A 26,709-nucleotide genomic window follows, 5' to 3' on the forward strand; every position below is an offset into this window, starting at 1 on the left:
GCAGTTGTTGTTGACGGTTTCTGCACCGCCTGGCGGTGGGTGTGACGTGGGCGCCCTCGGACGGCGGGACCTGCTGTCTCTGTCCTCACCGTGCGGGCGGCCGGTCATGACCGTGCCGCGGTCCGCCCGCACGAACGCCCGGGCGTTCGTGGTGGTTCCCTCAGGAACCGAAAAGCCGCCCCCGCCCGAAATACCGTGATCCGCTCGCCGCTTGATCCTGCGATCCGGGGTCGCGCCGAGGGTGAACCGCTGACCCGGGCTGCGCGATCGCGCCGCGCTGGTGCCGGGGTTCGCGCTGATGGGCCGCCTCTTGGAGCTGGCCGCGCTCGAAGGCTTGAGGTGGGCTCGAATTCCAAGCCTCAAGCCCGGAATCGCCTATATTTCCAGCGACAATCAACTCGCTGTTCAGAGGAGTCTTGACTGTCGTAAGTGCTTCACCTCTTGCCTCTGCTGCCTCAAGGCCGAACACGGCCGATGCCCGGTTAAGCAAATGTCCTAGAGTCACCCAGTCGTCAAGTCCCTCATCCAGAACTTCCGTCACCAGCACCAGGGTTTCCTCTTTCAATCGACATGCACCTTAAATGGGTTCCACTGGAAAGGCGAATGTCAATTTCAGCACCTCCGGACTCAGATGCTGTGCGCCATTGAACTTCGATGCCATCTGACAACTTAAATCGCTCAGGAATCTTTGGTCCGCAGCCAGGCAAGGATTCTGCTCCCTCGGTCCGTTTTCGGAAAGATCTCTCAAGTCACTTTCTGAATCCACCATGCGAACACGGCTCCGCCTTCCAGGGGTCAGATTGGCGAATTCGTCAGCGAAGCTTCCCCGTCCGCATGCGCTGGAATTATGAACCAGGGCGGCGGTGTCGCCAAGGACTACATGGTAAGTGTGCAGATTCGCCACTGTCAGGTTGTGGACGCGTTGGTCGGCGGCTTTCCATCACGCGACATCAACAGTCCCGGCTACTCCCCCATGGGCGGCGCCGTCTCGGCCGCCAGCAGGCCATCGCCGTTTTCCCGCACGTCGAGCGCGAGGACCGCGGCGCCGGTCCTGGTGTTGCCGTTCGCCCGGAAGGTCAGCGTCGAACGGTCGGCCCAGTGCATGCCGATCGGGCCCCGCACGACGCCTCCCCGTGAGCTGTGACTTCCGGGAGCCGACCATTCACGGGCCGGCCCAGGCACGCCGACCACGGTTCTGGCCACCTCAAGACCTCCCCGGCTCCGGGCAGGAGACGGGTGTAGGCGATCCGCTCATCCGGGGAGACGGCCAGGTCCCGCATGACGCCGTCGAGGTCGCCCCCGGGCACCGTGGCTCGCCGGTGGACCTTCGGCCGGCCGGAGCCACGTATGGCGACCGCCCAGACCAGCAAAGCCAGCAGCACCGGCACGGCGGTGGACAGCAGACTTCCGGCCTTCCATGACCACCGCTCCAGCTCCTGTCTCCACTCGGGAGTCTCCAGGTATGGACCGAAGGAGAAGCAGCTGACGGTCTCCACCTCGACCACGCCGGACGATTACACCTCCATCGGCTCCGGCGAAGGCAACTCGCTCCAGAAGTGCCCGAGAACGTCCCTGATGGCCTCGCGCAGGGCGTAGGCGGTCATGGGCTGCAGGTTGAGGGCTCCCAGGACGGCCGTCTCGGTGTGGCTCCGACGTGCCACCGATCCCTCCTTGTATCTGGCAGATATTTCTATTAGAAATTAGCTCATGGAAACGACCCGCATCCGGGAGATCGACGCCATCCGCGCCTTCGCGCTCTTAGGCATCCTGCTCGGCAGCATCGCCTATCTGTCCGACCCCGCCCACGTGGCGATCGGCGCCTTGCCCCCGACCGACGACCCGGTCGCCTTCGTGGTGAACGCCCTGGTCTTCAGCAAGTTCTACGTGATCTTCGCGTTCCTGTTCGGCTACTCCTTCACCCTGCAGATGCGCTCGTGGGGCGAAGGCCGGGTCCGGGGCCGGATGCTCCGCCGCTGCCTGGGCCTGTTCGCGCTCGGGGTGCTGCACGGGTTCTTCCTGTGGTTCGGCGACATCCTCACGCTGTACGCCGTACTCGGCGTGATCCTGTTGCTGACGCGCAGCGTCAAGCCGCGGACCGCCGTCATCGCCGGCTCCTGCCTCGTCGGCCTCGTCGGCCTGTTCTGGGCAGGCCTGGGGTGGCTCTCCACCCTCGCCCCGGCCAACCCGATCCCCGCCGCCGACCCCGCCGCCGGAGCGCGCGCCCTCCGGCTGGTGACCGACGGCCCCCTCGGCTTCCTCACCTTCCAGGCCGAGATCTACCCGCCGTCCGCCCTGTTCGTGTGGGGCTTCCAGGGACCGGTCGCACTGGCGATGTTCCTGTTCGGACTGGCGGCGGGCAAAACCGGGCTGCTGGAGCGGCCGGAACTCCGGCAGCTCCTGGTGGCGCGCGCCCAGGTGATCGGCTTCCTGGTGGGTCTGCCCGGCGTGCTCTTCTTGGCCTGGACCTCCGGCCGTTCCGACGAGGTCGCCCTGTACGGCCTGGCCGTCAACACGGTGACCTCGCCCTTCCTGGCGGCGGCCTTCGTCGCCACCCTGCTGCGGGTGCTGCGACGGTTCCCCGCGGTCACCGACGTCCTCAGCCCGGCGGGCCGGATGGCCGCCTCCAACTACATCGGCCAGTCCGTACTGATCGCCCTGCTCTTCACCGGCTACGGCCTCGGTCTGGCCGGTCAGCTCGCGCCCCCGGCGGTGATGGGCGCGGCTGTCGTGATCTACGTGGTCCTGCTCGGACTGAGTTCCTGGTGGATGCGGTCCCACCGTCACGGCCCGATCGAGTACGGCCTGCGGATGGTGACCCAGGGCACCAGGAGACCGGTCAGCCGACACTTCTCCGCAGAGCCCCTGCGACACCGCTGAGCCACGGCGGCATCGGCGGCGCCACCCACGGCCGCTGGGCCGACGGCTCCCCCACGGGGGCCGGCTACATCCGCCAGGCCGACAGACAGAACGACAGCCTCTGCACGCACGTGGTGCTCCAGGGGTCAGGTCGAAGTCAACCTCAAGTAGCCTGACCACACTAGATCAACTTTACCCATCCAAATGGGACAAGCCCGTTGCCGTCAATGTGTGAAGGTGACACCGATGTTGGACTACGGCCTTGACATGTCCGGTGTAGAGCGCGACCTTGCTCTGCCCGACCTGGTAGCCGAAGGAGATGAGCTTGACGCCCTGGTGTCAGCGCAGAGCGACTGGTCCAGACCCACGCCGGCAGCGGGGTGGACGATCGCCCACCAGATCGCTCATCTGGCTTCAGCAGATGCGAACGTTCTCATCGCCATACGAACCCCGGATGCGTTCGACGCTGTACTGAAGCAGGCCGAAGCCGCAGGCGGCCAATACGCTGATCTCGACGCCGCCGCGGGAGCGGCCAAACCGCGATCAGCACTGCTGGAGCAATGGCGCGCCAGCCGAACCGAGGTGGCAGCGGCGCTACGTGACGTTCCGCTGGACCATGGGTTTCCGTGGTACGGCTCGCAGTTGACCGCAGCGCTCATGGTGCCGCTTCGCCTGATGGAAACGTGGGCTCACGGGCAGGACGTTTTCGACGCACTGGGTGTCTCGCACCGTCCGACGGGCCGGCTTCGGCATGTGGCCTCGCTAGGGGTGGTAGGACGAGAACTGTCGTTCCATGCCGCCCAGTTGCCTGCTCCGGCAGAGCCGTTCCGTGTCGAGCTGACTGGTCCCGACGGCCGAACCTGGGCATGGGGGCCGGAAGATGCCGTGCAACGGGTTCAGGGCAGTGCCCTCGACTTCTGCCTTCGAGTCACCCGACGCAGGTCCCGAGCCGAGACCGACCTCACGGCGGTCGGCGAGGACGCGCAGAAGTGGCTCGACGTTGCTCGCGTCTTCCTCTGAAGAGGCAGGCAGTGATCTGCCGATCGGGTTCCTCGACAACGCCTTCTACGATTCCACCATGCCACCAGCCCTGTGTGTTCACCTCGGAAGGCGACGACTCTCAGGATGACGCTCCGTAGCGGGTGGCGATCGCGGTGGCGCGGTTGCGCAGGGAGTCGCGCAACCACTGCGGGGCCAGGGCTTCCGCGTTCGTGGTGAGCTGCCACAGCGCCCATTCGGCGTGCCTCGGATCCTGGAAGGTCACCTCCAGCCGCAGCCAGCCGTCTGATTCGGCTTCCTCGGCGCGGACGGTCAGCGCGGTGCTCACCAGGTCCTCCCGCCGCGCCGGGTCCACCCGTACCACCACGGTGACCTGGTCGCCGCCGGTCCGAAACCGCGTGCTGCGTTCCTGCCAGGCCCGGTCCAGATCGACCTGGTCTGGTCGCTGTGCGGGTTCGGCGAGTTCCTTGGCGGCCAGGAGCCGGGACAGCCGGTAGGTGCGGTCCGCGCCGGACCTCGTGGCCAGCAAGTAGCCCCGGTCGCGTACGGTGACCAGGCCGATCGGGTCCACCGTGCGCCACTTCGGGGCCTGGTCCACGGCCGCGTAGTGGATCTGCAGCTTGCGTCCGGCGAACACCGCGCGCAGGACCTCGGCCGCTATGGCGTCAGGCACCTCCTCATCGACCAGCCGACGTGAGAGGAGGTCGGTCTCCGGGTCGATGAGCAATCGCTCGGCCGCGCCGGCCGCGGTGTCCCGATAACTTTCGGGTAGCGCGTCAACCACCTTGAGCATCGCCGAAGCGAGCGCCGAACCGAGGCCGAATGCCTGCGCGCCGCGCCGCGATCCGGCGACCAGCAGGGCGAGGGCCTCGTCGGAGTTCAGTCCGGTGAGCTCGGTCCGGAAACCGGGCAACAACGCGAACCCGCCGTGCCTGCCGCGTTCGGCGTAGACCGGGACGCCGGCTGCGGACAGCGCCTCGATGTCGCGCAGCACGGTGCGGGTGGACACCTCCAGCTCGCGGGCCAGCGCAGCCGCGGACAGCCGGCCGTGCTGGCGCAGCAGCAGCACCAGCGAGACCAACCGGTCGGCGCGCATGCGAGAACTCTAACGAAATACACGACACAGGATGTCGTGATTCGTTGGGAGGCTCATCAACGCGACCGAAGAGGTGGCGGCTATCGAACCGGTCGACGTACGTGATGTCGACGAATCGAATGGAGCTGATGTGGCGATGGAGCGAACGGCGATCAACCCGTGGGCGTGGTCGACGGAGCTGGGGTACAACCAGGGTGAGATCGTCTCCGGGCACACCCGGACCCTGTACTGCGCCGGGCAGACCGCGATGAGCGGTGACGGCAAGCCCCAGCATGCCGGTGACATGGCGGCGCAGTTGGCGCTGAGCCTCGACAATCTGGAGGCCGTGCTCGGCGAGGCCGGCATGTCCCTCACGAGCCTCGTCCGGCTCAACGTCTACACCACCGACGTCGATCTGCTCTTCCAGCACTACGGCGTGCTGGCGTCGCGGTTGGGCGCCGCCGGGGTGGCGCCGTCCACCACGATGCTCGGGGTGACACGGCTGGCGATTCCCGACCTGATGGTCGAGCTTGAGGGGACCGCCGTCGCGTGATGCGACCCGTGCCGCCTCCGGCAGGGCTGCCGGAGGCGGCACGAGTGGTAGGCAGGTGGATGATTTCCGGTGCTCAGAACGGCGGCGATCGGCGTCTGCGGCTTCGGCGGCGAGTCCTTCCTGCACGACCGCGGCAGGCGGACGTTCGTCCGCTGCTCGACGTACGCCAGTGCCGCGGTGCTCGCGGGTCCGAGTACGCCTGGGCGAACTCACGCCGGCTGGTCGCCCAGGCCGGCGATACGCGGTGAGAACCGGTAGCCGCGGACGGCGAACAGGCCGACAGCGGGCGCCGCCCTCGCACAGTCGTCCCCCTGACGTCAGGGAAGGTCCTGATGAGGTCCATGCGCGAACCACACGGTGACGGACAAACCGCCTTCGGGGCGTGCGCTGGCGGTGAGGTTGGCATGGTGAGCTTGCGTGACGGCGTGGACGATGGCGAGGCCGAGGCCGTAGCCGTCGCGGTGGCCGTGACGATCAGGCGCCAGTTTCTGGAAGGGTTGAAAGAGGCGCTGGATCTGGTTGCCGGGGATGGCTGGCCCGCTGTTGGTGACCGTAAGGGCCACCTGCGTGCCGGAGGTCTGCGTGGTGACCTTTACGTGCCCGTCTGCATGGTTGTGGCGGATGGCGTTGTCGACGAGGTTGGCGACGAGGCTTTCGATCAGTCCCGGGTCCCCGGCCGTCACTGCGGGCGTCAGGTGTTCGGCGAGGTCAATGCCCGCCTCCGTCGCCTGGCCGCGGCGGGAGGCGAGCACTCCTTCGACGACGTGGGCGAGATCGAGGGCGTCCCAGCGGGTGACGCCGCGCTCGCTGGTGGCCAGGGCGAGCAGTGCTCGGACGAGCCGCTCCTGGTGTTCCCCCAGAGCGAGGGCGTCCTGGCAGACCGAGCGCAGGGTGTCGGTGTCGGCGTCGGGGTCGGCGAGAGCGACTTCAAGAAGGGTCCGCAGCCCGGCGAGAGGGGTGCGCAGCTCGTGGGAGGCATTGGCGACGAAGTGGCGTTGGGCGTCGAAGGAGGCTTGCAGGCGGGCGAACAGGTCGTCGAGGGTGTGGCCGAGCTCGGTCAGCTCGTCCGTGGGCTCGCCGAGGTCAAGGCGCCGGTGGAGGTTTCCGGCGGAGATGATTTTGGCGGTGGCGGTGATGGCGCGCAGCGGGTGCAGGAACCGGCCTGCGACGTACCAGCCGAGAGCCAGGGCGACGGGAATCAGAACGACCAGGGCGACGGCGGATCCCATGAGGAGTTGGGGCGGGCTGATCCCGGGCCCGGGTTCGGTGATCGCGCCCGATGAGGGGCGGCCTTTGGGAGTGGCCGCGTGGATGCTGACGAGCGGGACGGAGACGAAGACGACAACGAAGACCCCGGCGGCGTAGATGCCCGCCGCGTAGGCGAGCGCGAGTCGCGTCTGCAGGGACCTTCTGGCGGGCGTCTGGAGGGTCATGACGATCCGATGCGGTAGCCGCCTTCGCGGATGGTCTCGATCACGGGAGGGTCACCAAGCTTGGCCCGTAACCGGTACATGGTGTGCTTGACGGCGCTGCTGAACGGGTCTGCGGCCTCGTCCCAGACGCGTTCGAGCAGTTCCTCGGCGGAGATGACCAGACCGGGTACGGCGAGCAGGCATTCGAGCAGGGCGAACTCCCTGGGGCTCAGGTCGAGGCGCCGACCGGCCCGGGACGCGATACGGCGGGCCGGATCGAGGGTGATGTCCCCGTATGCCAGGGCGGGCGGTAGCGGCGGGGTGGCGCGGCGGGCCAGGGCACGGACGCGGGCGACCAGTTCGGCGAACGCGAACGGCTTGGGCAGGTAGTCGTCGGCGCCGAGGCTCAGCCCGTCGACGCGGTCCCTGATCGTGCCGGAGGCGGTGAGCATCAGTACGCGGGTCTCGCAGCGGCCTTGGGCGAGTCGCCGGCAGATCTCGTCCCCGTGGACGCCGGGCAGGTCGCGGTCGAGGATCACCACGTCGTAGCGGGTGACGGCCAGGCGCTCGAGGGCGGCGGTTCCGTCCAGGACGACGTCGACGGCCATGCCCTCGCGGCGCAGCCCGGTTCCGATGGAGCGGGCGAGGACCTCGAAGTCCTCGACGACGAGGACCCTCACCGCCGCTCACCGCCGGCCGTCGTGCGGGCGGGGCGGCCGGGTTCAGGTGCCATGTCCCCACGATGCCAGATCCCCGGTCGCAGCCCGGTCGCAGCGGCCGCGACCCGGCTGGAACCGGGCACCCCGTACAACCGTCGGCATGAATCCATTCACGCCGCACCGATCCAGCCAACGGGCCGGGCGGAACGGCTTCCCCCAGGTGCTGCACGCGGAGTGGACCACGTTCCGCACCGCGCGCGGCTGGGTGCTCGCCATGGCGGCTTCCGTGCTGGTCACCGTGTCGCTCGGACTGCTGATCGCCGGGGGCGTCCGCAGCACCTGCGTGACCGGGAAGGGCGAGGGCCCCTGCCCCGCGCCTTTGCTGGGACCCGAGGGCACAGCGGTCAGGGACAAGTACTACTTCGTGCACCAGCCGCTCAAGGGGAACGGCAGCATCACCGCCCGTGTGTCGGACATGACCGGGCAGATCCGGCTGCCGGACGCCGTACCCGGGGTGCGCAACGTCGCGGAGGGGGTCGTGCCGTGGGCGAAGGCCGGGCTCCTCGTCAGGCAGAGCCTCAAGCAGGGCACACCGTATGCCGCCGTCATGCTCACCGGCTATCACGGCGTGCGGATGCAGCACAACTACATCCACGACGTGGCCGGCGGTCCTCACGACGGCCCGCAGTGGCTGCGACTGACCAGGTCGGGCGACACCGTCAGCGGCCACGAGTCGGACGACGGCAGGACGTGGACCGAGGTCGGCACGGTCAGGCTGACCGGGCTGCCGGAGACGGTCGAGATCGGGCTGTTCGCCACCTCGCCAGGCGCGCTGTGGGATATGGCGAGAGCCTTCTCCCAGGTCACCGCCACCTTCGACCAGATCAACCTGCAGGGTGCGAACGGTTCGTGGCGCCGCGACGACGTCGGCGTCGGCATGAAGTCCGACGGTAAGACCCCGCATCACCCGGGCGGGGTCGTCGAGTCCGGCGACAAGCTCATCGTGACCGGGGGCGGCGACATCGGGCCCGCCACGATGGAGGGCGGTCTGCGCGCCGACCTCATGCTGACCGGCGGGGCCGTGGGGCTGATCCCGGTGCTCGTGGCGGCGGTCACGTTCTTCACAACGGAACACCGGCCCGGGCTGGTCAGGACCGGTCCGCCCGCCGGGCCGCACCCGGTGCGGCTGCTGGCGGCCAAGGCGGCGGTGGTCGGCGCGGTCGCGTTCGCGGCGGGGCTGACGGCCTCGGGGATCGTGGTCTCTGTCGGCCTGGCGATGGCGCGTGCCAATCAGAACCCGATCCAGCCGATCACCCTGGGGACCGAGCTCCGGGTGATCGTCGGCTACGCGGTGCTCGCCGCGGTCGCCGCCGTGCTGGCTCTGGGCCTCGCCGCGCTGGTCAGGCGGGGCATCGCCGCCATCGGGCTGGCCGTCGCGCTGGTCGTCGTGCCCTGTCTGCTGGCGACTGCGGGTCTGGCGACATGGCTGCTGATGATCACCCCTGCCGCCGGGTTCGCGATCACGCAGAGCGTCCCCGTGTTCGCGCATGTGGACGTCGGTCCGTCACTGCTTGAAGGCCATTATCCGCTCCCGCCATGGGCGGGTTTGGCCGTGACCTGCGGATATGCCGCCGTTGCCCTCGGGGCGGCGATAGCCGTACAGCGTGGAAAGGGGCGTCGGGCGGAGCCGCTTCCCGCCGCCGAGTGAGAACGCCCTCGCAGAGGAGCTCGTCACAGTTTCTCTGAGCTGCGGTGATGTCCCGCAAACCGGAGCCGGTGGCGGTCGACCGGCTGGGTCGGCGGTCCGGAATCGTGGTCGCCGACCAGCTCACTCCGTCACGGGCAGGCACTCGGCGAGCAGGTCGACGACGTCGCGCCAGGCTCGCTGCGCGTGCCGTGGGTGGTAGCCGACGCCAGGGAGCACGGTCTGGTCGACCGGCGGGTGGTGGAAGGCGTGCAGGGCGCCGCCGTAGACCACGAGGCGCCAGTCGACGCCCGCGGCCTGCATCTCGGCGGTGAACGCGTCCCGTTGCGCGGGCGGCATGATCGGGTCTTCCGACCCGACCCCAGCCCACACCGGGCAGCGAATGCGCGCCGCCTCGCCCGGTCGGCCCGTGGTCAGCGCGTTGACTGTCCCGATCGCGCGCAGGTCGACGCCGTCGCGCCCAAGCTCCAGCACGATCGCGCCCCCGGTGCCGTAGCCGACGGCGGCGATCCGGTCGGGGTCGGTCCGCGGTTCGGCGCGCAACACGTCGAGCGCCGCGTGGCCGATGCCCCGCATCCGGTCGGGGTCGGCGAGCAGGGGGGTCGTGTGGGCCAGCATCTCCTCGGGGTCGGTGAACCAGCGCCCGCCGTTGATGTCGAAGGCCAGTGCCACGTACCCCAGCTCAGCCAGGGTGTCGGCCCGGCGGCGCTGGAAGTCGTTCAGCCCCGGCCCCTCGGGCCCGATCAGGACCGCGGGCCGACGGCCGGCACCGGCCGGGAGCGCGAGGTGCCCGATCATCGTCAGGCCGTCGGCCGGGTACTCGACCGTGCGCGTTGTGACCGTCGTCATGAGACTGGACTGTAGTGATCGTCGAGCCCGGCCGGGCCGGTGTTCACCGCCGGCGGAACAGCGCGGGTGTGCCTCTGAAATGCGGCGACGGCTCATGGCGGCTTCGCACCTGGTGCTCGGCGGCGGCGTTGTCGCCGTTGTCGCGCGGAAGGCCCGGTCCCTCCGGCCTGTCCCCCGGAACGGCCAAGCCGTAGTCTGAACGATGATCTCCAGGGACCGGCCGGTGAGGCGTTCTCGTGGTCTCAGGCGGCCGGAAATCTCCGAAAGGCGTGTCGTGAAGAAAAGCGTAACCGTCGTTCTCACGAACATCCTGCTCGCGACTCTCTTCACCGCGGCACCCGCGGCACAGGCGACCACGGCCCGAGCCGTGCATGACTGCACCGTCCCGGAATACTCGAACTTCAGCGAGCTCGCCGGGTGTGAGACCGAGAACGTGGACTACCGCCGGATCAAGCGCACCCCGGCCGGCGCCACGGTGGCCCACATCGCGATCCACGGCGGATCCATCGAGGCGCCCACCACACAGCTGGCCGACTACGCCGCGGGCGCCACCAACGCCTTCTACTCCTTCGAAGGGATCAAGTCCTCGGGTAACAGCAAACTGCACATCACCTCCACCGCGTTCGATGAGCCCCGCGGGGTCGGGGTGGTGACGAACAGCGACCACACGGTCTCCTGGCACGGCACGTCCGGCACCACGGCGACGACCTATGTCGGGGGCCGGGACACCGCCGCGATCGCACGGGTCAGGGCGGAACTGATCGCCGAGGGATTCCACGTCACCGAGCCGGTGCCCCCGGACCTCAACGGCAACAGCACGGCCAACATCGTCAACAGGAACAGCCGCGGCATGGGCGTGCAGTTGGAGATCACCCGCGCTCAGCGGGAGGCGTTCTTCTCCGGCGGCACCCTGACCCGCTCCTGGATCGAGGACCCGGCCAACCGCACGCTCGACTTCTACCGTTACGTGACGGCCGTCAACCGCGCACTGCTCTGAGCCCCCCCGCCGTCTCCTGCCTCCTCCGACCTCGGCTGGGCGCTTTTCCAGGTCACGGCTCCCGCTACGCCCCGGCCGTCGCCACAGCCCCTCGCGCGCCCGCGCGTAGGGCCCCGCCGAAGACGACTTCACCGCCTGGGCGGACGCGCGGGCGTGGAACCTGATCGGTGACGGTTTCCGACGGAGGTGTTCTCAGCGGCAGCCGGCTGGTCCCGCTCAGCTGAACAGCGACAGGCCGATGCCCGATTCATCCCGGTTTATCCGTTGAGCACAGAGTGCGCGGCATGGCGCTGCGACTTGTTCAGGTGAATTTCAGAGCTCTGGACGACTCGGCGCTCGGCCGGTTCTGGGCGGAGGCGCTCGGCTGGGGTGTTTCCAGCCAGGGACCCGGTGTGACCAACGTCGAGCCCGTGGGCTTCGTGAGGGTGTCGTAGGGCTGCCGTATCCATATCCGGAATGACGGGCCTGGCCTATATGGTCCCGGCATGAACTCCACTTCTGTGAATATTTCGGGCCCGTGGCGAGAACAGCTGACCGGTGCCTTTGAGATCCTGCTCGGCCGTCCGCTGGCGAGTTTCGACGCCGACGCCGTCTATGCGACGTTCTTCGGCGGCAACCTCATCAACGAGCTCGGCTTCGCGCAGGACACCGCCTGGGTGAACCCGGCCGCCCTCCGCGGCGCCGAGCCGGTCGTCTGGGACTGCCCGATCTTCGACCTGGCCGAGCCACTGCTGGAGTTCGACGCGAGCCGGTCGGTCTTCGAGTTCGACAAGGCCGGGCTGCCGCCGGAGTTCGAGGCGGATCTCGCGGCGGTGTGCTTCACGGGCCGGCTCGTCCTGGGTGGCGACCTGGCTCCCCTGCTGGCGCGGCACGACCTCGCCGCGTCCGATCTGCGCGGCACCTGGACCGTCTGCTACCCGCGGCTGGTCTCGGACGGCACGCTCTTCGACGCGATGCGGGTCGCCACCGCGCTCGGCACGGGCCCCGAAAGCATCCTTCCCCTCGAGGCGGAGGCGGCCGAGGAGTGGCAGGAGGCGCTGGCCGATCTCACGCCGCCCGAGCTGTTCGCCCACCTGAGTTTCTTCTGCACCGAAGGCGAGGAGGGGCTGATGTACCTGCGGACCGAGCGGTCGGGCGGCGACCTGCTCGCCGCCGCGGGCTGCACGCTGATCGCCAACTGGGAGGAGGGCCAGAGCCAGGTCGAGTTCGCGGTCGTCCAGGTCGGCGAGCTCTTGGCAGGACCGCGCCCGTCCTGAAGAACACACGGCGAGCCGGGAGCGGCGGACCCGTCAGGGCCGGACGGCAGACGGCGCGAGGCCGTCTGCCGTCGACGCCGCGGCGGGCGTGACCGAGCCTGGCCGGCTGAGGACGGTGGCCGAGCGCTTCGGCCGCCCGGGTCGGCAGGTCGGTCAGTCCAAGGCCGGAGAGCGTTGACTCTGTCAGGTCAGCCTTCGGCGGCCCGTTTCCGCCGTATTCCGGTGGCGTCTCCCGTAGGTCGGCAGCGGGTTCGTTGGATTTTCCGCGATTGCTGCCGGCCTCCCGGAAGCGACCGTCGGAGGCGGCCGTCACGCCCCGGGAAGGGCCGGCGGTCCGGCGGGCACCGGGGCGGGGGAACCGTCGGGCGTCAGACGCCAGTAGCCGTACGGGTTGTAGAAGAAGCTCTCCTCGTCGTCGTCACACGGATGCCTCCTCAGCACCCATCGCGGGCCGTCGGCAGAGAGCCGGAACCCCTCGCCGTCGAAGATCATCAGTGCTCGGTCCTCGGTCAGCAGATAGAGCGCCAGGTTGTCCATCAGCTCCACGGCGTCGCCGATCTGCCGCCCGGACGGCCGTCGCGGGTCCGGCCAGTCGGCCTCGAGCTCCACGTCGGGCGCGCCCAGCAGGTGCATGCCGCAGCTGCGGAGCAGGTTCGCGGAGGAGATCGGCCGCTTGACCCAGGCGTCGAACAGGACGACGGCCAGCTCCATCCAGTCCGTCGCCTCGGCCGCCCGATCCGCCAGGAAGAGCCACCGGTCCCGGCCGTGCGTCAGGCCGCTGCTCTCGGTCTTCACGGCCGTGGCGCCGGAGCGCAGCAGCGCGCCCGCCACCGCCAGCGTCCGCCGCGAGATGTCGAGCACCTCGCTCCACGCCCCTCCGGGCAGCTTGTAGCCGTGCTCCTCCCCGATCATCACGTGCCGCCGCGGATTGAACCCGAGGTGCTGCGGCATCGGCGGCGAGAGCACGTACACCACCGAGTCGTGCCTGCGCACGGCCTCCTCGTCGGACTCGGCGAAGGAGCCGTCCGTCAGGCAGGCCGCGAACGCCCTGGACATCCGAGGATCGTGGACCGACAGAAAGGCGTCGCGGTCGACGACGAAGCCGGGCCCGCCTGCCCTGGCGACGACCTCCTCCACCGTGCGCAGGTCCAGGCCGGAGCCGAGCGCGCAGAGCGCGTGCCGCGGGAGTACGTCGTAATTCTGCTCGAACATGTGCAGGACCGTACAAGGAGCGCCTCACCTTGGGATCACCCGCGAGGATGACTGAGTCGCCCACCGCCGCGATCCGGCGGCGCGACCGTTCGCCGGGGCCTTGAGCTTCGCCGGAATCCAGGGCCGGCCGAGACGCCCGCGGAGGCGGCCAACGGTCGATCACAGGACGGACAGGGAAGACCGCCCGCTCAGGACAAGACTCTGAGGCGGGCGGCCTGCTCCTCCTGGACTCTTCGAGCGGTACGCAGGAAATCGAGGATGACGGCCAGTCCGTCCGGCCCGTACTCCTGCAGAGCCTGGGCGCCCGCCGGGCTGAGCTTCAGCGCGAGGCTGACCTGGCCTGCGGGCACCGGGCCGTCGGCCAGCACCACGTCGAGGCAGCGCAGGTCGGTGCGTGTTGAGGCCAAGCCGGATCCACCCCCGGCACGCGAACCGGCGACACCGCCCAGATCGAAAGGCTCTTCGCCGACTTCCCGGCGGCCTGGACGGCGGGCGACGCCCAGGCGTTCGGCGCGCTGTTCACCGACGACTCCGACTACGTCTCCTACGACGGCACCATCGCCCGCGGCCGCCGCACCCACCAGCACAACCACGACAAGCTCTTCCGCGGCGTCCTGGCCAGCGCTGATGGCGCGCGTCGCCCGCCGCCGCCGCACCCACCAGCACAACCACGACAAGCTCTTCCACGGCGTCCTGGCCAGCGCTGATGGCGCGCGTCGCCCGCCGAGCCGGCATCGGCCGGCGCTGACCCCGCGGCTCGGCGTCGCCGTCAGGGTGCGGGGCGGGCACCGTGTCCAGAGGCTTGGTCCATGGCCCGGGCTCGCCTTCGTGATCTCCCACGTGGTCTTCCTTCCTGGGCCAGGTCCGAGTGGACCGAGACCGTCACCAGCAGGCCGTCGCGGCGGTCCGGGCCCCACTCCAGATCAGGTACGGGCGGTCAGGCGCTCCCAGTTGCCCGACCCGATCGCGTTCTTCTCCTCCTGGGTGAACGGCGCCTTCTCCAGAAAGGAGCGGGCGACACCCTTGCCGGTGTCGAGGAAGGGGAATCCGCCGGGCCGGGTGCCGAAGGTGTAGGGGTAATCGGTGGAGTACAGCATGCGGTCGGTGCCGACGACCTCCGCCGTCCACCGCAGGTAGCGTTCGCTGACCGTACCGCTGCCCGCTATCCAGAAGTTCTGCCGGAAGTAGTCGGCAAGGGGACGCTCCAGCTTGGCGTTGTGCGCCATGATCCCGGTGTGATCCAGATAGAACAGGACCACTTCGCCCCAGTGTCCGGCGATCACCTGCAACCCGGGATGCCGATCGAACACACCGGAGAAAATCATCCGCAGGTACTGCACGCCAAGGTCGTAGTACCAGCCGAGCCCCGCGGTGGCCAGCCCCGTGCCGACGGCGCCGAGCCCTGAGTAGTACGCCTCCAGGACCGGCCGCAGCGGGGTCTGCGGATGGAAGTGCAGTGGGACCCGCAGTCGCTCGGCGGTTGCGTACAGGTCGTCGAACTCCGGCGCGTCGGCCAGCGTGGTCCCGGTGCGGCCATACAGCATCGCGCCGGGAAAGCCCAGCTGTGTGACTGCCCGCTCCAGCTCCGCGGCGGCTTGTTCGGGGACCGGCGTCGGGATGGCGGCGAATGCCTGAAACCGGTCCGGGCGAGCGGCGACGATCTCGGCGAGGGTGTCGTTGACCTCCCGGGCGACACTGACGGCGTCGGCGTCGGTGAGGTTCTGCACGCCCGGCGTGGCCAGGGACAGCACCGCGACGTCCACACCCTGCTCGTCCATGTCGGCCAGCCGTCCTTCGCCGGTGTCCCGCAGCCGGCGCGCGAACGGCTCGTCCCCGTAGCCGAGCTGCGGAACCTGCGGGATTCCCGCCTTCGCCCAGGCCTCGAGCACCACGGGCAGGACCAGGTGTTCTTCAAGAGCGACGATTCGCATGTTCCGCACCCCTCCTGTTATCAATGGAAGCTCATTTAGGTTAGCGCCGATATTATCGTTGGTACAGACATGGCGGTATCATCGATTCATGAGCGAAGCGCCGATACGGCAACGCGTGATCGAGGCGGCCGCCGACCTGCTGTCCCGCGAGGGGCGAGACGCGGTCACCACTCGCGCGGCCGCGGCCGCGGCCGGAGTGCAGGCTCCGACGATCTACCGTCTGTTCGGCGACAAGGACGGGCTGCTGGAAGCGGTGGCCGAGCACGGCTACGCCGCCTTCCTCGCGGCCAAACACACTGACCGCCATCCGCAGGACCCGGTCGAGGACCTGCGTGCGGGCTGGGACCTGGCCGTCGAGTTCGGGCTGGCCAACCCCGCGCTGTACACGCTCATGTACGGCGAACCGCGACGGGGCACCACGTCGGCCGCCTTCCGCGCCGGCATGGAGATCCTGCTGGGGCGCATCCGCCGCCTCGCCGCGGCCGGGCGGCTCCGCGTCGAGGAGGAGCTCGCGGCCACCCTCATCCACGCCACCGCGCGCGGCGCCGTCCTCACCTGGCTGTCACTGCCCGAACAACGCCGCGATCCGGCCCTGCTCACCGCCATGCGCGAGTCCATGATCGCAGCCGTCACCACCGAGAGGCCCGCCGTGACGGAGTCCGGGCCGGCGGGCGCCGCCCGCGCACTGCGGGCCACCCTGCCCGAGCAGACCACGCTGACCACCGCTGAACAGCATCTGCTCACCGAATGGCTGGACCGCCTGGCCGCCGGTCAGGCCGCCCCTGCCCGGGTGCCACCGGAATACGGCGGAAACGGGCCGCAAGCTTGATCACCGGTCATTAAGATCTGAGGGTTCGCGCTGATTGATGACGGTTTCCGGGACTTCGGATGGCGTCGATCGACCGGACCGCCTACCCGAGGTTCGCGCGGGCTGTGTCCGCTCGGGAGCCGGCGGAGGTGTTCACCCCATCGCCGGCTGAGGCGGAGTGGACGCGCGGCAAAACGCAGGACGATCAGCATCCGCCGGCGCTGCTGGTGCGGTTGAAGGCCTACCAGCGGCTTGGGTACTTCCCGAAGCTCGCGGACGTCCCGCCGGTGGTGGCCGAGCACACCCGTGGCGTGATCGGGTTGACAGAGCAGATCGTCCTGACCGACGTCGCGGAGCGGTCGGCCAAGCGGCATCGGAGCTTCCGCCCGCCTTCATCGCCGGCCTGACCGTCCTCGCCGCCGCGATCTCGATCGCGACAGGCGGGGCCGTCAAAGCTCGCCGAACGCGACGCAGGACCTGGCGGCGCTGCCGATGCCGGGGCAGGAATTCCGGGGTGGTGATGAACATCGGGCAGCTCAGGCAGGCTTCTCCGAACTAGGGGGCCGTTCCGTCCCAAAGCTTCTGATCTGGAGCTCTCTGAAACCGAATCCGTAATGCCAGAGGGATGACAGCGAGACGTTCCGGAGAGCGAGAGCCGCTCCGCCTGCCGCCTCAGTACTGTGACTTCGCATGACCGACACTGAGATCGAGATCACCGCAGACCTGGTCCGCGACCTGCTGCAGGAGCAACATCCAGACCTTGCAGGGCTGGCCATCCGCGAGGTGGTGGGCGGTTGGGGCAACCAAATGTGGCGCCTCGGGGACGAGTTGGCCGTGCGCATGCAGCGCATGGACCCCACCCCGGAGCTCCAGCTCAAGGAGCGGCGGTGGCTACCCGTGCTGGCCCCGCGCCTGCCGCTCCCGGTGCCGACCCCTGTGCGGTTCGGCGAACCGTCCGAGCGCTTCCCCAAGCACTGGACCGTGATGACGTGGGTTCCCGGCGAGCCGCTGGACCACGGCTCGATCAGCCGCGGCGCCCACGCGGCCGACACGCTCGCGGGCTTCCTCCAGGCGCTCCATGTGGAGGCGCCCGCCGAGGCGCCGATCACTACGGACCGCGGCGCCCATCCCAGGAACTGCACGGACGGCTTCGAGAACTTCTTCCGGGCCGTTGCCCCCGACGACATCGCCGCCGACGTCCGGGACGTATGGGACGACGCCGTTGCGGCCCCCGCGTGGGAGGGCCCGCCGGTGTGGGTGCACGGCGACCTCCATCCCGCGAACGTCGTCGTCTCGGACGGAACGCTCTCGGGCGTCATCGACTTCGGTGACATGTTCGCCGGCGATCCGGCGTGGGACCTCGCCGCCGCATGGGTGCTGCTACCCGCGGGCACGGCCTCACGGTTCTTCGACACGTACGGGCATGCGGACGAGGCGGCGATCCGGCGCGCCCGCGGGCTGGCCGCTGTGAAGAGCCTCTTCCTGATGCTCATGGGGCAGAACGGAGATCGGGGCCTTCCCGGCGGCAAGCCGAACTGGGGACCTGCAGGCCGGGCGGCACTTGATCGTGTTCTGAAGGGCGTTTGACGCACACTTCTCGAACTTGTTCTCAATTTGGTTGAGGGCCATGCGGCAGCCCACCTTCGTGGGCTTCATCGATCACCGCGCGTGGTGGGGATGCCAAGGTCCACGGCCGTATGCTGCCCGTGGCCCCGATCGAACCGGCGGAGCCTCTCCTCGGCGGCGGGCGGTGAACGCCCTGTGCGCCTCGATCGTCTCGGCCGGGTATACGGCCTCTGGCGACGTCAGGTGTTCCAACGGCCGGAATGCCTCTGTCTGGTGGCGGTCATGATGCGATCGAGCAGGGGCGGACTCCAGTGGGTTCCGTAGGCGGCCTGGAGTCGGGGCAGTTGCCAGTCGTTGCCGGTCACGGTGCGGCGGCAGAGGGGTTTGCCGCAGTGGCAGGTCATCGACCATGTATTAACGCCCGTGTGGGCGGCGTAGTCGACAGCCAGTTCTTCGCCGGGGTTGATGTCGCGGCGGGCGATCACGGTGGTCGCGTCCCGGTGCCAGAGGCTGGGGTCGCACGAATGGTTGCCGTAGCGCACCGGACGGGCGGGGTCGAGAAGCAGGTGCAGGCCTTCCTCGACGGTCAGGCTGTGTAGGGCGGTGCGAGAGAGGCCAAGGTCTCATCGTTGATCAGCTGTCCGCCGAGTCGCATGACAACCTCGTCTTGACGGATCCGTTCGATGGCAAACAGTCCGATCCCTTGAATAGACGAGGGCCTGGTCTCGGCGCTTGGTGTGAGCCGGCATTCAGTCGCGTAAACCGTGCTCATCGTGGCTGTTCTCCTTCCAGATGTGTGCGGTCAGCCCTGAGCTCCGGCGTCGATGCTGTCGACGGTCAGGTCCGTCAGCGCCGCGATGGCCGCGGCGACGGTGGCACGCCCCCGGTTCAGCTCCGCGGCGATCGCCTCGGCCGCGCCCAGCACGCCGACACAGCGGAGCCGGAGGGCTTCCTGTGTGAGCCCGGAGTACGGCCGCAGGGCGGTGGCCATCAGGTCCGTGTAACCGTCGAGCAGCTCGCGCTCGATCGCCTCCATCTCCTGGCTCCCCTTGAGCGCGGCCGAGATGGCGGTCCACTCCGGCATGTCGGTGGCGCAGGCGAAGTAGGCGGCGCTCAGGACGCGGGCGATCTCGCGGGGGACGGCCGGGGCGTCACGCAGGGCCTCCTCCGAGGCGGCCCGGTGCCGCTCGTCGAGCCGCCGGTAGAGCGCGATCAGCAGGCCGGGGCGGGTGCCGAAGTGGTCGTAGACGACTGGCCTGCTCACTCCGGCGGCCTCCGCCAGGCTGAGCAGCGTGAGGCTGTCGGTGCCGTGGGCGCGCACGATCGCCATGGCGGTGTCGAGCAACTGCTCCCGCCTGGCCGCCTTGGACAGGCGAGTCGATCCCGTGGCCATCGTCCTCCCTTGCGTCGCCTCCCAGCTTAAGCTACAAAATGTAAGTTACAGAATGTAGGTTAATGAGAGGACATCACCGTGGAGCACTCCGTACTGATCATGGGCGGATCCGGCCAGGCGGGCGCGGGGACCGCAACCCTCCTGCGCCGGTGGTACCCGGAGCTGCCGTTGACGATCGCGGGCCGCGACCTCGGCCGCGCCCGGCGGGTCGCCGACGAGCTCGGCGGCGCGACAGCCGTGACCATCGATCTACGGCGAGGCGACCTCGGCCTCCAGGAGACCGACGGCTACTCGGCGGTCGTGGCAACGGTGTGGGACAGCCACCTGAACGGACTGCGTTACGCACAGGACCGCGGCCTGCCGTACGTCAGCATCTCCAGCGGCCTGGTCGACATCGGACCCGAGGTTGTCGCCGCCGGCCTGCGAGCCGGCGCGACGCCGATCCTGCTGGCAAGCCACTGGTACGCGGGGCTCGTCGTCCTCGCGGTGCTCGGCCTCGCCAAGGAGTTCGACCGGCTCGACACCATCGAGGTCAGCGGCGTGCTGGACGAACAGGACAGCGGCGGGCCCGCGGCCATGGCGGACATGGAACGCCTGCTGGCCGCCAGCTCAGCGGGGCACGTCCGCCGCGACGGCGTCTTCCACTGGGTCAGCGGCCCCGACGCGGAGGTGGAGGTCACCGGCGTCGACGGCACCGTGCTGCCCGGCCAGATCGTTCCCATCCTCGACGTGCCGAGCCTGGCCCTCGCGACGGGCGCGCCCAACGTCCGCTTCGCGTTCGCGATCGGTGAATCGGCGGGCAGGCGACGCGGCGGGCCCGCGTCCACGGAGGTCAAGATCGACCTCGAAGGCGTGGACCGCGCGGGCGCACCACTCAGGACGAGCCGCCACCTCTTCCACCCGGAGGGGCAGCGCCCCCTGACGGCGCTCGGCGTCGCCCTCGGCGTCGAACGACTGCTCGGCCTGCGCGGCGCCCCCGTGCCGCCCGGCCTCCACACCCCCGAGGCGTTGATCGACCCCGGCTACGCGGCCGAGCGGATGGCGGAGATCGGCGCCGTCTTTACCGGCGCGCACGGCGATCGCTGACTCCGGCGATCGAGAATCGCGGGCGGCGCGCCCGTGACATCCGTTCCGCAGGGCCATCCGATCAGCCCACGACGCGAACGACTCGCCGTACGCCGGTGCCACGACCAACGCCGGCCGCCGGGGCTCCGGTGCCAGGCCGCAGGCGGAGCCTCTCGAAGGCCGGCACCCACCGCAGGCGGCGCTCACGGATCCAGCCGGTGACCCACCCGATCAAGAACGAGATGTACGTCCTGGACCCGACCGGTGACACCCGCTTCACGCCTGCTCTCATCATATTGAACGATGGTACTAGTTGTACTAACGTTCAACATGATGAGAGTGAAGGGGGCGTGATGACGCAGCAACAGTTCACACGGGCAGGGACGCGCCAGTGGGCGGGCCTGGGCCTGCTGGCCATGCCGACGGTGCTGCTGGGACTGGACGTGACCGTGCTGTACCTGGTGGCGCCGAGCATGGCGGCCGATCTGTCCCCGTCGGCCACCCAACTGCTATGGATCATGGACGCCTACGGGTTCCTCGTCGCCGGGTTCCTCGTCACCATGGGTACGCTGGGCGACCGGATCGGGCGGCGCCGGTTGCTGAAGACCGGGATGATCGCCTTCGCGGCGGCCTCGGTGTTCGCCGCGTTCGCCCCCACGGCCGAGCTGTTGATCCTCGCGCGAGCCCTGCTGGGGGTGGCCGGGGCGACGCTCATGCCCTCCACGCTGTCGCTGATCTCGAACATGTTCCCCGACGCGCGTCAGCGCGCGGTCGCGATCGGGGTCTGGGCCACGATGTTCGCGCTCGGGATGGCCGCCGGGCCGATCGTGGGCGGATCGCTGGTGGACTCCTTCTGGTGGGGAGCGCCGTTCCTGACGGCGGTGCCCATCGCCCTCGTCGTCCTGGCCGGGGCACGCGCCCTGCTCCCCGAGTACGCGGCCCCGTCCACCGGCCGGCTGGACCTGATCAGCGTGGGCCTGTCCCTGGCAGCGATCCTTCCGGTCATCTACGCCGTCAAGCGCATCGCCTCCGACGGTCCCGGCGGCCCAACCCTCGTCTGTGCCATGGCGGGCGTTCTGGCCGGAATCGTGTTCGTACGCCGCCAACGCCGCCTCCCCGACCCACTGCTGGACGTGACGCTGTTCGGCAACCGGGCCTTCACCGTGGCCTTGAGCGTGCTGCTCATCGGCCTGGTCGGAGTCGGGGGCTCGATGTACCTGGTCACGCAGTACCTCCAGCTCGTCGAAGGGCTCACGTCCTTCGACGCGGGGCTCTGGATGGGACCACCGGCGCTGGCGATGTTCACCGCCGCCATCGGTGCTCCCCTGGTCGCCCGGCGCTTCCGCCCCGGCTCGGTCATGGGCGCCGCCCTCGGGGCGTCCCTCGCCGGCTACGCGCTGCTCGCCACCGCGGGACTCGACGACGAGATCCCTGTGGCGGTCGGCTTCGCGTTCGTCTATCTCGGGCTGGGCGCCCTCGCCGCCCTGGGCACCGACATGGTGGTGGGCGCAGTGCCGGCAGCGCGATCCGGGTCGGCGGCGTCGATGTCCGAGACGGTCCAGGAACTCGGCATCGCCGTCGGCGTCGCCCTGCTCGGCAGTCTCACCACCGCCGTCTACCGTACTCAGGTGACGGTGCCCGAAGGTCTGACGCCGGAGACCTCCGGTCCCCTCACCGACAGCCTGAACGCGACCGTGGCGATCACCGAGAGCCTTCCGCCCGGGACCGTCAAGGCGGCCCAGCAGGCCTTCACCAGCGGACTCAACATCGCTTCCCTGGTCGCGGGGGTCGCCATCGCCGCTGCCACGGCGCTGTGCCTCGGGATGCTGCGTCACGTGCCCACACTCGGGGAGGCGCAGAACCGCGACACCGACGTTTGAACGATGGTCCGACTATCCTGGGGGGCCGGGCCGAGGAGCAGCATGGACGACACCACCGACGACAGCGAGCACATCGACGGACGCCGCGCGCGTGGCGAGAAACGACGCGCGGAGATCATCGAGGCCACCCTTGCCGTGGTCACTCGCGACGGCGCGGCAGGCGTCACCCATCGTACGGTCGCCAAACAGGCCGGCACCACGACGTCCCTGAGCACCTACTACTTCGCGACCCTCGACGACCTGCTCGTCGCCGCCCTCACGAGTGTCGCCGACGCCTACACCGCCCGCATCCGCGACATCATCGACACCCCCGGCGACAAGCTCACCGGCCTGGCCCACCTCATCGCCGAGTCCGCCGGCTCCGGACGTGAACGCGCCCTGGCCGAACGCGAGCTGGCAACCCTGGCCGCCCGCCGCCCCGCACTGCGACCTGTGGCACGACGCTGGCGGGAGAACATCGCCGAACTCGCCACCACGCTGACCGACGACCCTGCGGCCATCGCCGCCCTCGTCGCGGCCTCCGACGGACTGTGCACCGCGATCCTCCTCGACAACGCCCCCGCCGACCCTGATCACATCCAAGCCGTCCTGCAACGAGCCGTCCGCAACTGAGCCGATGGGGACCGTACGGCCCTCAGCCCGGAAACGGCCTGTCATAAACGAAGCCGTCACCTGGTGAACGCGATGGTGTTGGCCCTACAGCACCGCGTGGATGGTCACCCGCTACGCCGACGTGCGCGCGCTGCTCGCCGATCCGCGCGTCAGCGTCGACGTCGCCGAGCCGGGCGACGACGTCCTCAGCAGGCTGGCCGTCGAGCAGTACCGCACCGGGGCGATGACCAGGGGCGAGATCGCCACGATGGGCCAGCTCCTGCTGGTGGCCGGGCACGACACCACTGCGAACATGATCGCGCTGGGCACGAGCGTGCTGCTGGCGCACCCGGAGCAGTTGGCCGCGATCCGCGACGGTGGCGACCCCGCCCTGGTGGCAGGCGCGGTCGAGGAACTGCTGCGCTACCTGTCCATCACCCACACCGAAGCCCGTCGCGTCGCCCGCGAGGATCTGGTGGTCGGCGGGCAGGTGATCCGCCGGGGCCGCCGTTCACCACCCTTCAGGAGACCCTCGCCCACAGGGGAACGTCTCCGGTCGCCGCAGGAGGGGACACGGCCGATCCCCTACTGTTCCACCGGTTCGGCGTCGCGCAGGGCGTGACCGGAGAGCACGACGATGACGGCCGCGCATACCGCGACGAGCAGCAGCGCCCAGCGCAGGGACATCACCTCGGCGAGCCCGCCGATGGCGGGGGGCCCGACGAGGAAACCGAAGTAGCCGACCGTCGACACCGCGGCGATCGCCACGTCGGGCACCATGCCCGGGGTCCGGCCGGCCGCGCTGACCATCTGGGGGTACACCACGGAGAGACCGGCGCCCATCAGGCCAAAGCCGAGCACCACCGTGTACGGCACCGGCACCAGCACGGCGACGGTGATGCCGGCGGCGCCGAGGAGGCCGCCCACGGTGACCAGACGGTGCGCGCCCAGGGCGGAGGCCAGCCGGTCTCCCGCCATCCGGCCGACCGCCATGGCGCCGGCGAACGCGGCGTACCCGATCCCGGCCAGAGCGGCCGCGTCCAGGTCGTTCTTCAGATAGACCGCGCTCCAGTCGCTGACGGCGCCCTCACCGAACAGCACGCAGAAGGCGACCAGTCCGGCGGCCACCACGGGCTTGCCGGGCAGCGCGAAGCTGTGGCCCTGGCGGCCGGGGTCGGGGGGCGTCGGCAGCAGCCGCAGCCCGGCCACCGCCGTAAGCAGGAGCAGCAGGACGGCCACGCCGGTCAGGTGGGCGCGAGGACTCACCCCGGCGTCGGCCAGCGCGCCACCGGCCAGGGAGCCGATCAGCCCGCCGATGCTGAACACCCCGTGGAACGAGGACATGATCGCCTGCTGCCGATTCCGCTCCAACAGGGCTCCCTGCACGTTCATCGCCACCCCTTCGGCCCCGTTGCCCAGGCCGAGGACGACCAGTACGGCGCACAGCCCCCACCAGCTGCCGGCGTAGGCGGGCAGGGCGACGCCGACGGCGAGCACGACGGCCGAGGCGCGCAGCACGCGCGCGCTGCCGATGCGCCCGGTCAGCCAACCGGCGAGCGGCATCCCGATCAGTGAGCCGACCGTGACGGCGAGCAGCGCGCCGCCCAGGGCGCCCTTGCTCAGGTGAAGCTGGTTCTGGACGTCGGGGATACGCACCACCCACGAACCGAAGCCCAGCCCCAGGATCAGGAAGAAGGTCGAGATCGCCGCGCGGGTCACCCCGCCGGTGGCGGGAGGCGCCTGTAGACGCTCAGAGGTCACTTGCCGGTTCACCGGTCACCTCCGCCATCCTCCGGCTCCCGTGCTCGCCCCGCGCCGGGAACGCGATCGACGTCTTCAAGGACAGACCCTCGCCGTAGTGGTCGAACACCGCGTAAACCGACTCCGGACGGTCGAAGTCCGCGCTGCCGGTGAGCAGGGCGTCGACGTCGATCACGCCGTGCCGGACGAGGCCCAGGGCGGTCTGGGCGACGTGCGCGGTCCGGCTCATCGGGAAGGCGCGCACGTCGAACGGCGCGGCCTGGACCTTCAGGCCCTTGGCGAGAATGAGCCAGGTGCGGATGCTCTGCAGCATCGAGGTGGCCCCGTACACGACGTAGGTCGAGCCCGGCCACAGGAGCATCATCGCCATCTCCCGCACGTCGGTGCCGTACGCGTCGACTTCGACGTGGGGAAGGGCGTCGAAGACGTATTCCGCGTAGTGGTCCTTGTTGTCGCGGACGAACGCCTCCAGTTCGTCCGCCTCGCTCTGGGTGTTGAACGTCTGTGTGGCGCCCAGACGACGGGCGATCTCCAGCCGGTCCTGGTTGCGGTCGATCACGACGGTCGGGCCGACGCCCATGCACCGGGTCAGCACCTGCAGGGCGAGCAGCGCGCTGGGCCCGGCGCCGAGCATGATCACTTTGCTGCCCGGACGCGGCGGGTTGACCAGGATCGAGCGCATCACCGAGATCAGCGGCTCGGTCAGCGTGACGCTGGACGACGACATCTCCGGCGGCACCACCACCGCGGCCGCCTGCTCGGCGTCGTAGAAGTTTCGCTCGGTGTGCCAGACCTTCTCGCGGCCCGGGTTCTGGCCCGGGAACAGGGGCCTCAGGCTGCGGTATTCCGCCAGCCCTCCGAAGTCGGTCTGTCCCCAGTACGTGAGGCGGTCGCCGACCGCCACCGCCGAGCCCAGCTCGGGCCCGACCTCGAGGACCCGTCCGACGTACTCGTGGCCGGGGATGATCGGCCACGCCTCGGGAATCAGGTGGTCACGGTAGTAGGAGATGTCCGTGGAACAGACGGACACCGCCTCGGTCTGCAGGATCACCTCGTCCGCTCCGCAGACCGGGTCCGGCACGTGGTCCCTGACCAGCTCTCCGGGCTGATTCATAAGATATGCAAGCACGTTTTCTCCCCGTCGTTGGCTTGCCGACCCGGCAGTGGTTACCCCTGCGATCGCTGTAAAACCAGAAATTCATTGATATTCCGCTTTTCTTGTCCACACTGTTTCGGGTGGCCAGTGATTCCTTTTTATGGTGCGTCCAATTAAGGAATGCCTGCGCTGAGCTGTGGTTTCAACCACACGTCTACCCGAGGAACTCCCGCAGCGAAATCGGTTCGCGGCCCAGGATGTCGGCCACGGTCGTGGTCGTGCTCGCCCAGCGTCCGTCCCCGATCTGCGACATGAGTTCGGCCAGGTCCCGGGCCGCCTGGGCGGGCATGCCGCGCCTCTCCAGGTGAACGGCGGCTTCCTCGACCCGCAGGTCCACGTAGCGCACGGTCCGGCCGAGCGCGCGGGTGAGCTCGGCGGCGACCTCGTCATGCGTAGGCGCCACCGGCCCGGTGAGCTCGTAAGTGGCGTCGGCCCCGACGGGACGCGTGAGCAGCACGGCCGCGACCGCCGCGATGTCACGCGCGTCGATGTAGCCGACGCCGCCCCTGCCGTACGAACCGAAGATCCGCCCCTCCTCGTCGACGTCTCCCGCGAGATTTTGCATGAAGCCGACGGGCGCCAGGATCGACCACGGCACCCCTGACGCCTTGAGATGCTCGTCGACCTGCCCGTGCATGCCGAACCCGAGCAGGCTGCTCGACGTCACGCCACGCACGGAGACGGTCACCACCTGCGCCACACCGGCGGCCGCCGCGTGATCGACGACCGCCTGGTGCGCTCGTACGAAACCCGGCCACAGGGCGCTGTTGAGAAAGAGCCTGTCACCCGGCTCGAGCGGGATGCTCTCCGGCCGCTCCAGATCGCCGACCACGTAGTCGCATCCCAGCTCCTCGCCCTGTTCCGCGCGCCGCACCACGGCTCGCACCGCACCGCCGAGTTCCTCGACCAGTGCGCGCCCGATCGTGCCTGTCGCACCCGTCACCACAATCATCGCAATCCCCTTAAGCGGAAGGTTGGCTTCCGG

Annotated in this window: 29 protein-coding genes and 1 pseudogene; 15 read left to right on the top strand and 15 right to left on the bottom strand. The window is 69.5% G+C overall.

Features of this window, described 5'->3' with window-relative positions:
• Positions 1 to 160 precede the first annotated feature (160 nt).
• The 3 genes from PKF00_RS41060 to PKF00_RS41070 all read right to left on the bottom strand — a co-directional run bounded on the left by PKF00_RS41060 (position 161) and on the right by PKF00_RS41070 (position 1,661).
• The gene (locus PKF00_RS41060) at positions 161 to 565 is read right to left on the bottom strand and encodes a hypothetical protein (RefSeq protein WP_271223183.1); all 405 of its coding nucleotides are present in this window, start codon (positions 563 to 565) and stop codon (positions 161 to 163) included.
• 398 nt (positions 566 to 963) lie between these two features.
• Complete coding sequence (locus tag PKF00_RS41065) at positions 964 to 1,122, bottom strand: hypothetical protein (RefSeq protein WP_271223184.1); 159 nt, start codon at positions 1,120 to 1,122, stop codon at positions 964 to 966.
• A gap of 392 nt (positions 1,123 to 1,514) precedes the next feature.
• Positions 1,515 to 1,661, bottom strand: coding sequence for a hypothetical protein (locus tag PKF00_RS41070; protein WP_271223185.1), 147 nt, complete (start codon positions 1,659 to 1,661; stop codon positions 1,515 to 1,517).
• A gap of 46 nt (positions 1,662 to 1,707) precedes the next feature.
• On the opposite strand from PKF00_RS41070, the gene PKF00_RS41075 reads away from it, so the two are divergent.
• The gene (locus PKF00_RS41075; protein WP_271223186.1) at positions 1,708 to 2,877 is read left to right on the top strand and encodes a DUF418 domain-containing protein; all 1,170 of its coding nucleotides are present in this window, start codon (positions 1,708 to 1,710) and stop codon (positions 2,875 to 2,877) included.
• Between the two features lie 225 nt (positions 2,878 to 3,102).
• Complete coding sequence (locus PKF00_RS41080; RefSeq protein WP_271223187.1) at positions 3,103 to 3,876, top strand: TIGR03084 family metal-binding protein; 774 nt, start codon at positions 3,103 to 3,105, stop codon at positions 3,874 to 3,876.
• A 100-nt stretch (positions 3,877 to 3,976) separates the two neighbouring features.
• Here the strand turns inward: PKF00_RS41080 and PKF00_RS41085 are convergent, their stop codons facing one another.
• A complete protein-coding gene (locus PKF00_RS41085; RefSeq protein ID WP_271223188.1) occupies positions 3,977 to 4,951 on the bottom strand; it encodes a helix-turn-helix transcriptional regulator in 975 nt (324 codons plus the stop codon).
• Positions 4,952 to 5,087: 136 nt separating this feature from the next.
• On the opposite strand from PKF00_RS41085, the gene PKF00_RS41090 reads away from it, so the two are divergent.
• On the top strand, positions 5,088 to 5,483 hold the full coding sequence (locus tag PKF00_RS41090; RefSeq protein ID WP_271223250.1) for a RidA family protein: 396 nt from the start codon (positions 5,088 to 5,090) through the stop codon (positions 5,481 to 5,483).
• Between the two features lie 317 nt (positions 5,484 to 5,800).
• Here the strand turns inward: PKF00_RS41090 and PKF00_RS41095 are convergent, their stop codons facing one another.
• Both PKF00_RS41095 and PKF00_RS41100 read right to left on the bottom strand, forming a co-directional pair.
• Positions 5,801 to 6,916, bottom strand: a complete 1,116-nt coding sequence (locus tag PKF00_RS41095; protein ID WP_271223189.1) for a sensor histidine kinase — start codon at positions 6,914 to 6,916, stop codon at positions 5,801 to 5,803.
• Positions 6,913 to 7,575, bottom strand: coding sequence for a response regulator transcription factor (locus tag PKF00_RS41100; protein ID WP_271223190.1), 663 nt, complete (start codon positions 7,573 to 7,575; stop codon positions 6,913 to 6,915). The genes PKF00_RS41095 and PKF00_RS41100 overlap by 4 nt, the downstream gene beginning before the upstream one ends.
• A 139-nt stretch (positions 7,576 to 7,714) precedes the next feature.
• Between PKF00_RS41100 and PKF00_RS41105 the strand changes: the two genes are divergently transcribed.
• The gene (locus tag PKF00_RS41105) at positions 7,715 to 9,262 is read left to right on the top strand and encodes a DUF1349 domain-containing protein (protein WP_271223191.1); all 1,548 of its coding nucleotides are present in this window, start codon (positions 7,715 to 7,717) and stop codon (positions 9,260 to 9,262) included.
• Between the two features lie 120 nt (positions 9,263 to 9,382).
• Here the strand turns inward: PKF00_RS41105 and PKF00_RS41110 are convergent, their stop codons facing one another.
• Positions 9,383 to 10,108, bottom strand: a complete 726-nt coding sequence (locus PKF00_RS41110; RefSeq protein ID WP_271223192.1) for a dienelactone hydrolase family protein — start codon at positions 10,106 to 10,108, stop codon at positions 9,383 to 9,385.
• A gap of 274 nt (positions 10,109 to 10,382) precedes the next feature.
• Here PKF00_RS41110 and PKF00_RS41115 point away from each other — a divergent pair, with 274 nt between their 5' ends.
• From PKF00_RS41115 to PKF00_RS41125, 3 genes and pseudogenes are all read left to right on the top strand, one after another.
• A complete protein-coding gene (locus tag PKF00_RS41115; protein ID WP_271223193.1) occupies positions 10,383 to 11,105 on the top strand; it encodes a poly-gamma-glutamate hydrolase family protein in 723 nt (240 codons plus the stop codon).
• Positions 11,106 to 11,389: 284 nt separating this feature from the next.
• A pseudogene (locus PKF00_RS41120) lies at positions 11,390 to 11,524 on the top strand (VOC family protein); the annotation flags it as partial.
• A gap of 66 nt (positions 11,525 to 11,590) precedes the next feature.
• On the top strand, positions 11,591 to 12,361 hold the full coding sequence (locus PKF00_RS41125; protein ID WP_271223194.1) for a hypothetical protein: 771 nt from the start codon (positions 11,591 to 11,593) through the stop codon (positions 12,359 to 12,361).
• Positions 12,362 to 12,670: 309 nt separating this feature from the next.
• Here PKF00_RS41125 and PKF00_RS41130 read toward each other — a convergent pair whose 3' ends face one another.
• Both PKF00_RS41130 and PKF00_RS41135 read right to left on the bottom strand, forming a co-directional pair.
• Positions 12,671 to 13,573, bottom strand: coding sequence for a hypothetical protein (locus tag PKF00_RS41130; protein WP_271223195.1), 903 nt, complete (start codon positions 13,571 to 13,573; stop codon positions 12,671 to 12,673).
• A 188-nt stretch (positions 13,574 to 13,761) separates the two neighbouring features.
• Positions 13,762 to 13,980 carry a hypothetical protein gene (locus tag PKF00_RS41135; RefSeq protein ID WP_271223196.1) on the bottom strand — a complete coding sequence of 73 codons (219 nt, stop codon included), beginning with the start codon at positions 13,978 to 13,980 and terminating at the stop codon, positions 13,762 to 13,764.
• 42 nt (positions 13,981 to 14,022) lie between these two features.
• Here PKF00_RS41135 and PKF00_RS44795 point away from each other — a divergent pair, with 42 nt between their 5' ends.
• A complete protein-coding gene (locus PKF00_RS44795; protein WP_369011199.1) occupies positions 14,023 to 14,280 on the top strand; it encodes an SgcJ/EcaC family oxidoreductase in 258 nt (85 codons plus the stop codon).
• 216 nt (positions 14,281 to 14,496) lie between these two features.
• Here PKF00_RS44795 and PKF00_RS41140 read toward each other — a convergent pair whose 3' ends face one another.
• Positions 14,497 to 15,504: an amidohydrolase family protein gene (locus PKF00_RS41140; RefSeq protein ID WP_271223197.1), complete on the bottom strand. Its 1,008-nt coding sequence runs from the start codon at positions 15,502 to 15,504 to the stop codon at positions 14,497 to 14,499.
• Between the two features lie 88 nt (positions 15,505 to 15,592).
• Between PKF00_RS41140 and PKF00_RS41145 the strand changes: the two genes are divergently transcribed.
• From PKF00_RS41145 to PKF00_RS41155, 3 genes are all read left to right on the top strand, one after another.
• Positions 15,593 to 16,333, top strand: a complete 741-nt coding sequence (locus PKF00_RS41145) for a TetR/AcrR family transcriptional regulator (RefSeq protein ID WP_271223198.1) — start codon at positions 15,593 to 15,595, stop codon at positions 16,331 to 16,333.
• Positions 16,334 to 16,392: 59 nt separating this feature from the next.
• Positions 16,393 to 16,719 (top strand): DUF4158 domain-containing protein, encoded by a 327-nt coding sequence (locus PKF00_RS41150; RefSeq protein ID WP_271223199.1) that lies wholly within the window; start codon positions 16,393 to 16,395, stop codon positions 16,717 to 16,719.
• 283 nt (positions 16,720 to 17,002) lie between these two features.
• Entirely contained in the window at positions 17,003 to 17,899 is an 897-nt protein-coding gene (locus PKF00_RS41155) for an aminoglycoside phosphotransferase family protein (protein WP_271223200.1), read from the top strand.
• A 218-nt stretch (positions 17,900 to 18,117) separates the two neighbouring features.
• Here PKF00_RS41155 and PKF00_RS41160 read toward each other — a convergent pair whose 3' ends face one another.
• Positions 18,118 to 18,420, bottom strand: a complete 303-nt coding sequence (locus PKF00_RS41160) for an SET domain-containing protein-lysine N-methyltransferase (RefSeq protein ID WP_271223201.1) — start codon at positions 18,418 to 18,420, stop codon at positions 18,118 to 18,120.
• Between the two features lie 260 nt (positions 18,421 to 18,680).
• Positions 18,681 to 19,271 carry a TetR/AcrR family transcriptional regulator gene (locus PKF00_RS41165; protein WP_271223202.1) on the bottom strand — a complete coding sequence of 197 codons (591 nt, stop codon included), beginning with the start codon at positions 19,269 to 19,271 and terminating at the stop codon, positions 18,681 to 18,683.
• 78 nt (positions 19,272 to 19,349) lie between these two features.
• Between PKF00_RS41165 and PKF00_RS41170 the strand changes: the two genes are divergently transcribed.
• The 4 genes from PKF00_RS41170 (at position 19,350) to PKF00_RS41185 (ending at position 23,429) form a co-directional block, all read left to right on the top strand.
• The gene (locus PKF00_RS41170) at positions 19,350 to 20,357 is read left to right on the top strand and encodes a saccharopine dehydrogenase family protein (RefSeq protein ID WP_271223203.1); all 1,008 of its coding nucleotides are present in this window, start codon (positions 19,350 to 19,352) and stop codon (positions 20,355 to 20,357) included.
• A gap of 332 nt (positions 20,358 to 20,689) precedes the next feature.
• Positions 20,690 to 22,216, top strand: a complete 1,527-nt coding sequence (locus PKF00_RS41175) for an MFS transporter (protein ID WP_271223204.1) — start codon at positions 20,690 to 20,692, stop codon at positions 22,214 to 22,216.
• A 42-nt stretch (positions 22,217 to 22,258) separates the two neighbouring features.
• Positions 22,259 to 22,828: a TetR/AcrR family transcriptional regulator gene (locus tag PKF00_RS41180; RefSeq protein WP_271223205.1), complete on the top strand. Its 570-nt coding sequence runs from the start codon at positions 22,259 to 22,261 to the stop codon at positions 22,826 to 22,828.
• Positions 22,829 to 22,928: 100 nt separating this feature from the next.
• Entirely contained in the window at positions 22,929 to 23,429 is a 501-nt protein-coding gene (locus tag PKF00_RS41185; protein ID WP_271223206.1) for a cytochrome P450 family protein, read from the top strand.
• On the opposite strand, the gene PKF00_RS41190 is transcribed toward PKF00_RS41185, so the two are convergent.
• From PKF00_RS41190 to PKF00_RS41200, 3 genes are all read right to left on the bottom strand, one after another.
• Entirely contained in the window at positions 23,393 to 24,580 is a 1,188-nt protein-coding gene (locus tag PKF00_RS41190; RefSeq protein ID WP_271223207.1) for an MFS transporter, read from the bottom strand. The two genes, PKF00_RS41185 and PKF00_RS41190, sit on opposite strands and share 37 nt — an antisense overlap.
• Positions 24,558 to 25,697 carry a zinc-dependent alcohol dehydrogenase gene (locus PKF00_RS41195; RefSeq protein ID WP_271223208.1) on the bottom strand — a complete coding sequence of 380 codons (1,140 nt, stop codon included), beginning with the start codon at positions 25,695 to 25,697 and terminating at the stop codon, positions 24,558 to 24,560. Before PKF00_RS41195 ends, PKF00_RS41190 begins: the two co-directional genes overlap by 23 nt.
• 181 nt (positions 25,698 to 25,878) lie before the next feature.
• Complete coding sequence (locus PKF00_RS41200; protein ID WP_271223209.1) at positions 25,879 to 26,676, bottom strand: NAD(P)H-binding protein; 798 nt, start codon at positions 26,674 to 26,676, stop codon at positions 25,879 to 25,881.
• Between the last annotated feature and the right edge of the window lie 33 nt (positions 26,677 to 26,709).

This window comes from Streptosporangium carneum (assembly GCF_027922005.1).
GTDB classification, from domain to species: domain Bacteria; phylum Actinomycetota; class Actinomycetes; order Streptosporangiales; family Streptosporangiaceae; genus Streptosporangium; species Streptosporangium carneum.

What these genes read in the sequence shown, in the direction of transcription:
- PKF00_RS41075 (WP_271223186.1), top strand. Translation starts at nt 1,708, where the DNA reads ATGGAAACGACCCGCATCCGGGAGATCGACGCCATCCGCGCCTTCGCG.
- PKF00_RS41080 (WP_271223187.1), top strand. Translation starts at nt 3,103, where the DNA reads ATGTTGGACTACGGCCTTGACATGTCCGGTGTAGAGCGCGACCTTGCT.
- PKF00_RS41085 (WP_271223188.1), bottom strand. Translation starts at nt 4,951, where the DNA reads ATGCGCGCCGACCGGTTGGTCTCGCTGGTGCTGCTGCTGCGCCAGCAC.
- PKF00_RS41090 (WP_271223250.1), top strand. Translation starts at nt 5,088, where the DNA reads ATGGAGCGAACGGCGATCAACCCGTGGGCGTGGTCGACGGAGCTGGGG.
- PKF00_RS41095 (WP_271223189.1), bottom strand. Translation starts at nt 6,916, where the DNA reads ATGACCCTCCAGACGCCCGCCAGAAGGTCCCTGCAGACGCGACTCGCG.
- PKF00_RS41105 (WP_271223191.1), top strand. Translation starts at nt 7,715, where the DNA reads ATGAATCCATTCACGCCGCACCGATCCAGCCAACGGGCCGGGCGGAAC.
- PKF00_RS41110 (WP_271223192.1), bottom strand. Translation starts at nt 10,108, where the DNA reads ATGACGACGGTCACAACGCGCACGGTCGAGTACCCGGCCGACGGCCTG.
- PKF00_RS41125 (WP_271223194.1), top strand. Translation starts at nt 11,591, where the DNA reads ATGAACTCCACTTCTGTGAATATTTCGGGCCCGTGGCGAGAACAGCTG.
- PKF00_RS41130 (WP_271223195.1), bottom strand. Translation starts at nt 13,573, where the DNA reads ATGTTCGAGCAGAATTACGACGTACTCCCGCGGCACGCGCTCTGCGCG.
- PKF00_RS41140 (WP_271223197.1), bottom strand. Translation starts at nt 15,504, where the DNA reads ATGCGAATCGTCGCTCTTGAAGAACACCTGGTCCTGCCCGTGGTGCTC.
- PKF00_RS41145 (WP_271223198.1), top strand. Translation starts at nt 15,593, where the DNA reads ATGAGCGAAGCGCCGATACGGCAACGCGTGATCGAGGCGGCCGCCGAC.
- PKF00_RS41150 (WP_271223199.1), top strand. Translation starts at nt 16,393, where the DNA reads ATGGCGTCGATCGACCGGACCGCCTACCCGAGGTTCGCGCGGGCTGTG.
- PKF00_RS41155 (WP_271223200.1), top strand. Translation starts at nt 17,003, where the DNA reads ATGACCGACACTGAGATCGAGATCACCGCAGACCTGGTCCGCGACCTG.
- PKF00_RS41165 (WP_271223202.1), bottom strand. Translation starts at nt 19,271, where the DNA reads ATGGCCACGGGATCGACTCGCCTGTCCAAGGCGGCCAGGCGGGAGCAG.
- PKF00_RS41175 (WP_271223204.1), top strand. Translation starts at nt 20,690, where the DNA reads ATGACGCAGCAACAGTTCACACGGGCAGGGACGCGCCAGTGGGCGGGC.
- PKF00_RS41180 (WP_271223205.1), top strand. Translation starts at nt 22,259, where the DNA reads ATGGACGACACCACCGACGACAGCGAGCACATCGACGGACGCCGCGCG.
- PKF00_RS41185 (WP_271223206.1), top strand. Translation starts at nt 22,929, where the DNA reads ATGGTCACCCGCTACGCCGACGTGCGCGCGCTGCTCGCCGATCCGCGC.
- PKF00_RS41200 (WP_271223209.1), bottom strand. Translation starts at nt 26,676, where the DNA reads ATGATTGTGGTGACGGGTGCGACAGGCACGATCGGGCGCGCACTGGTC.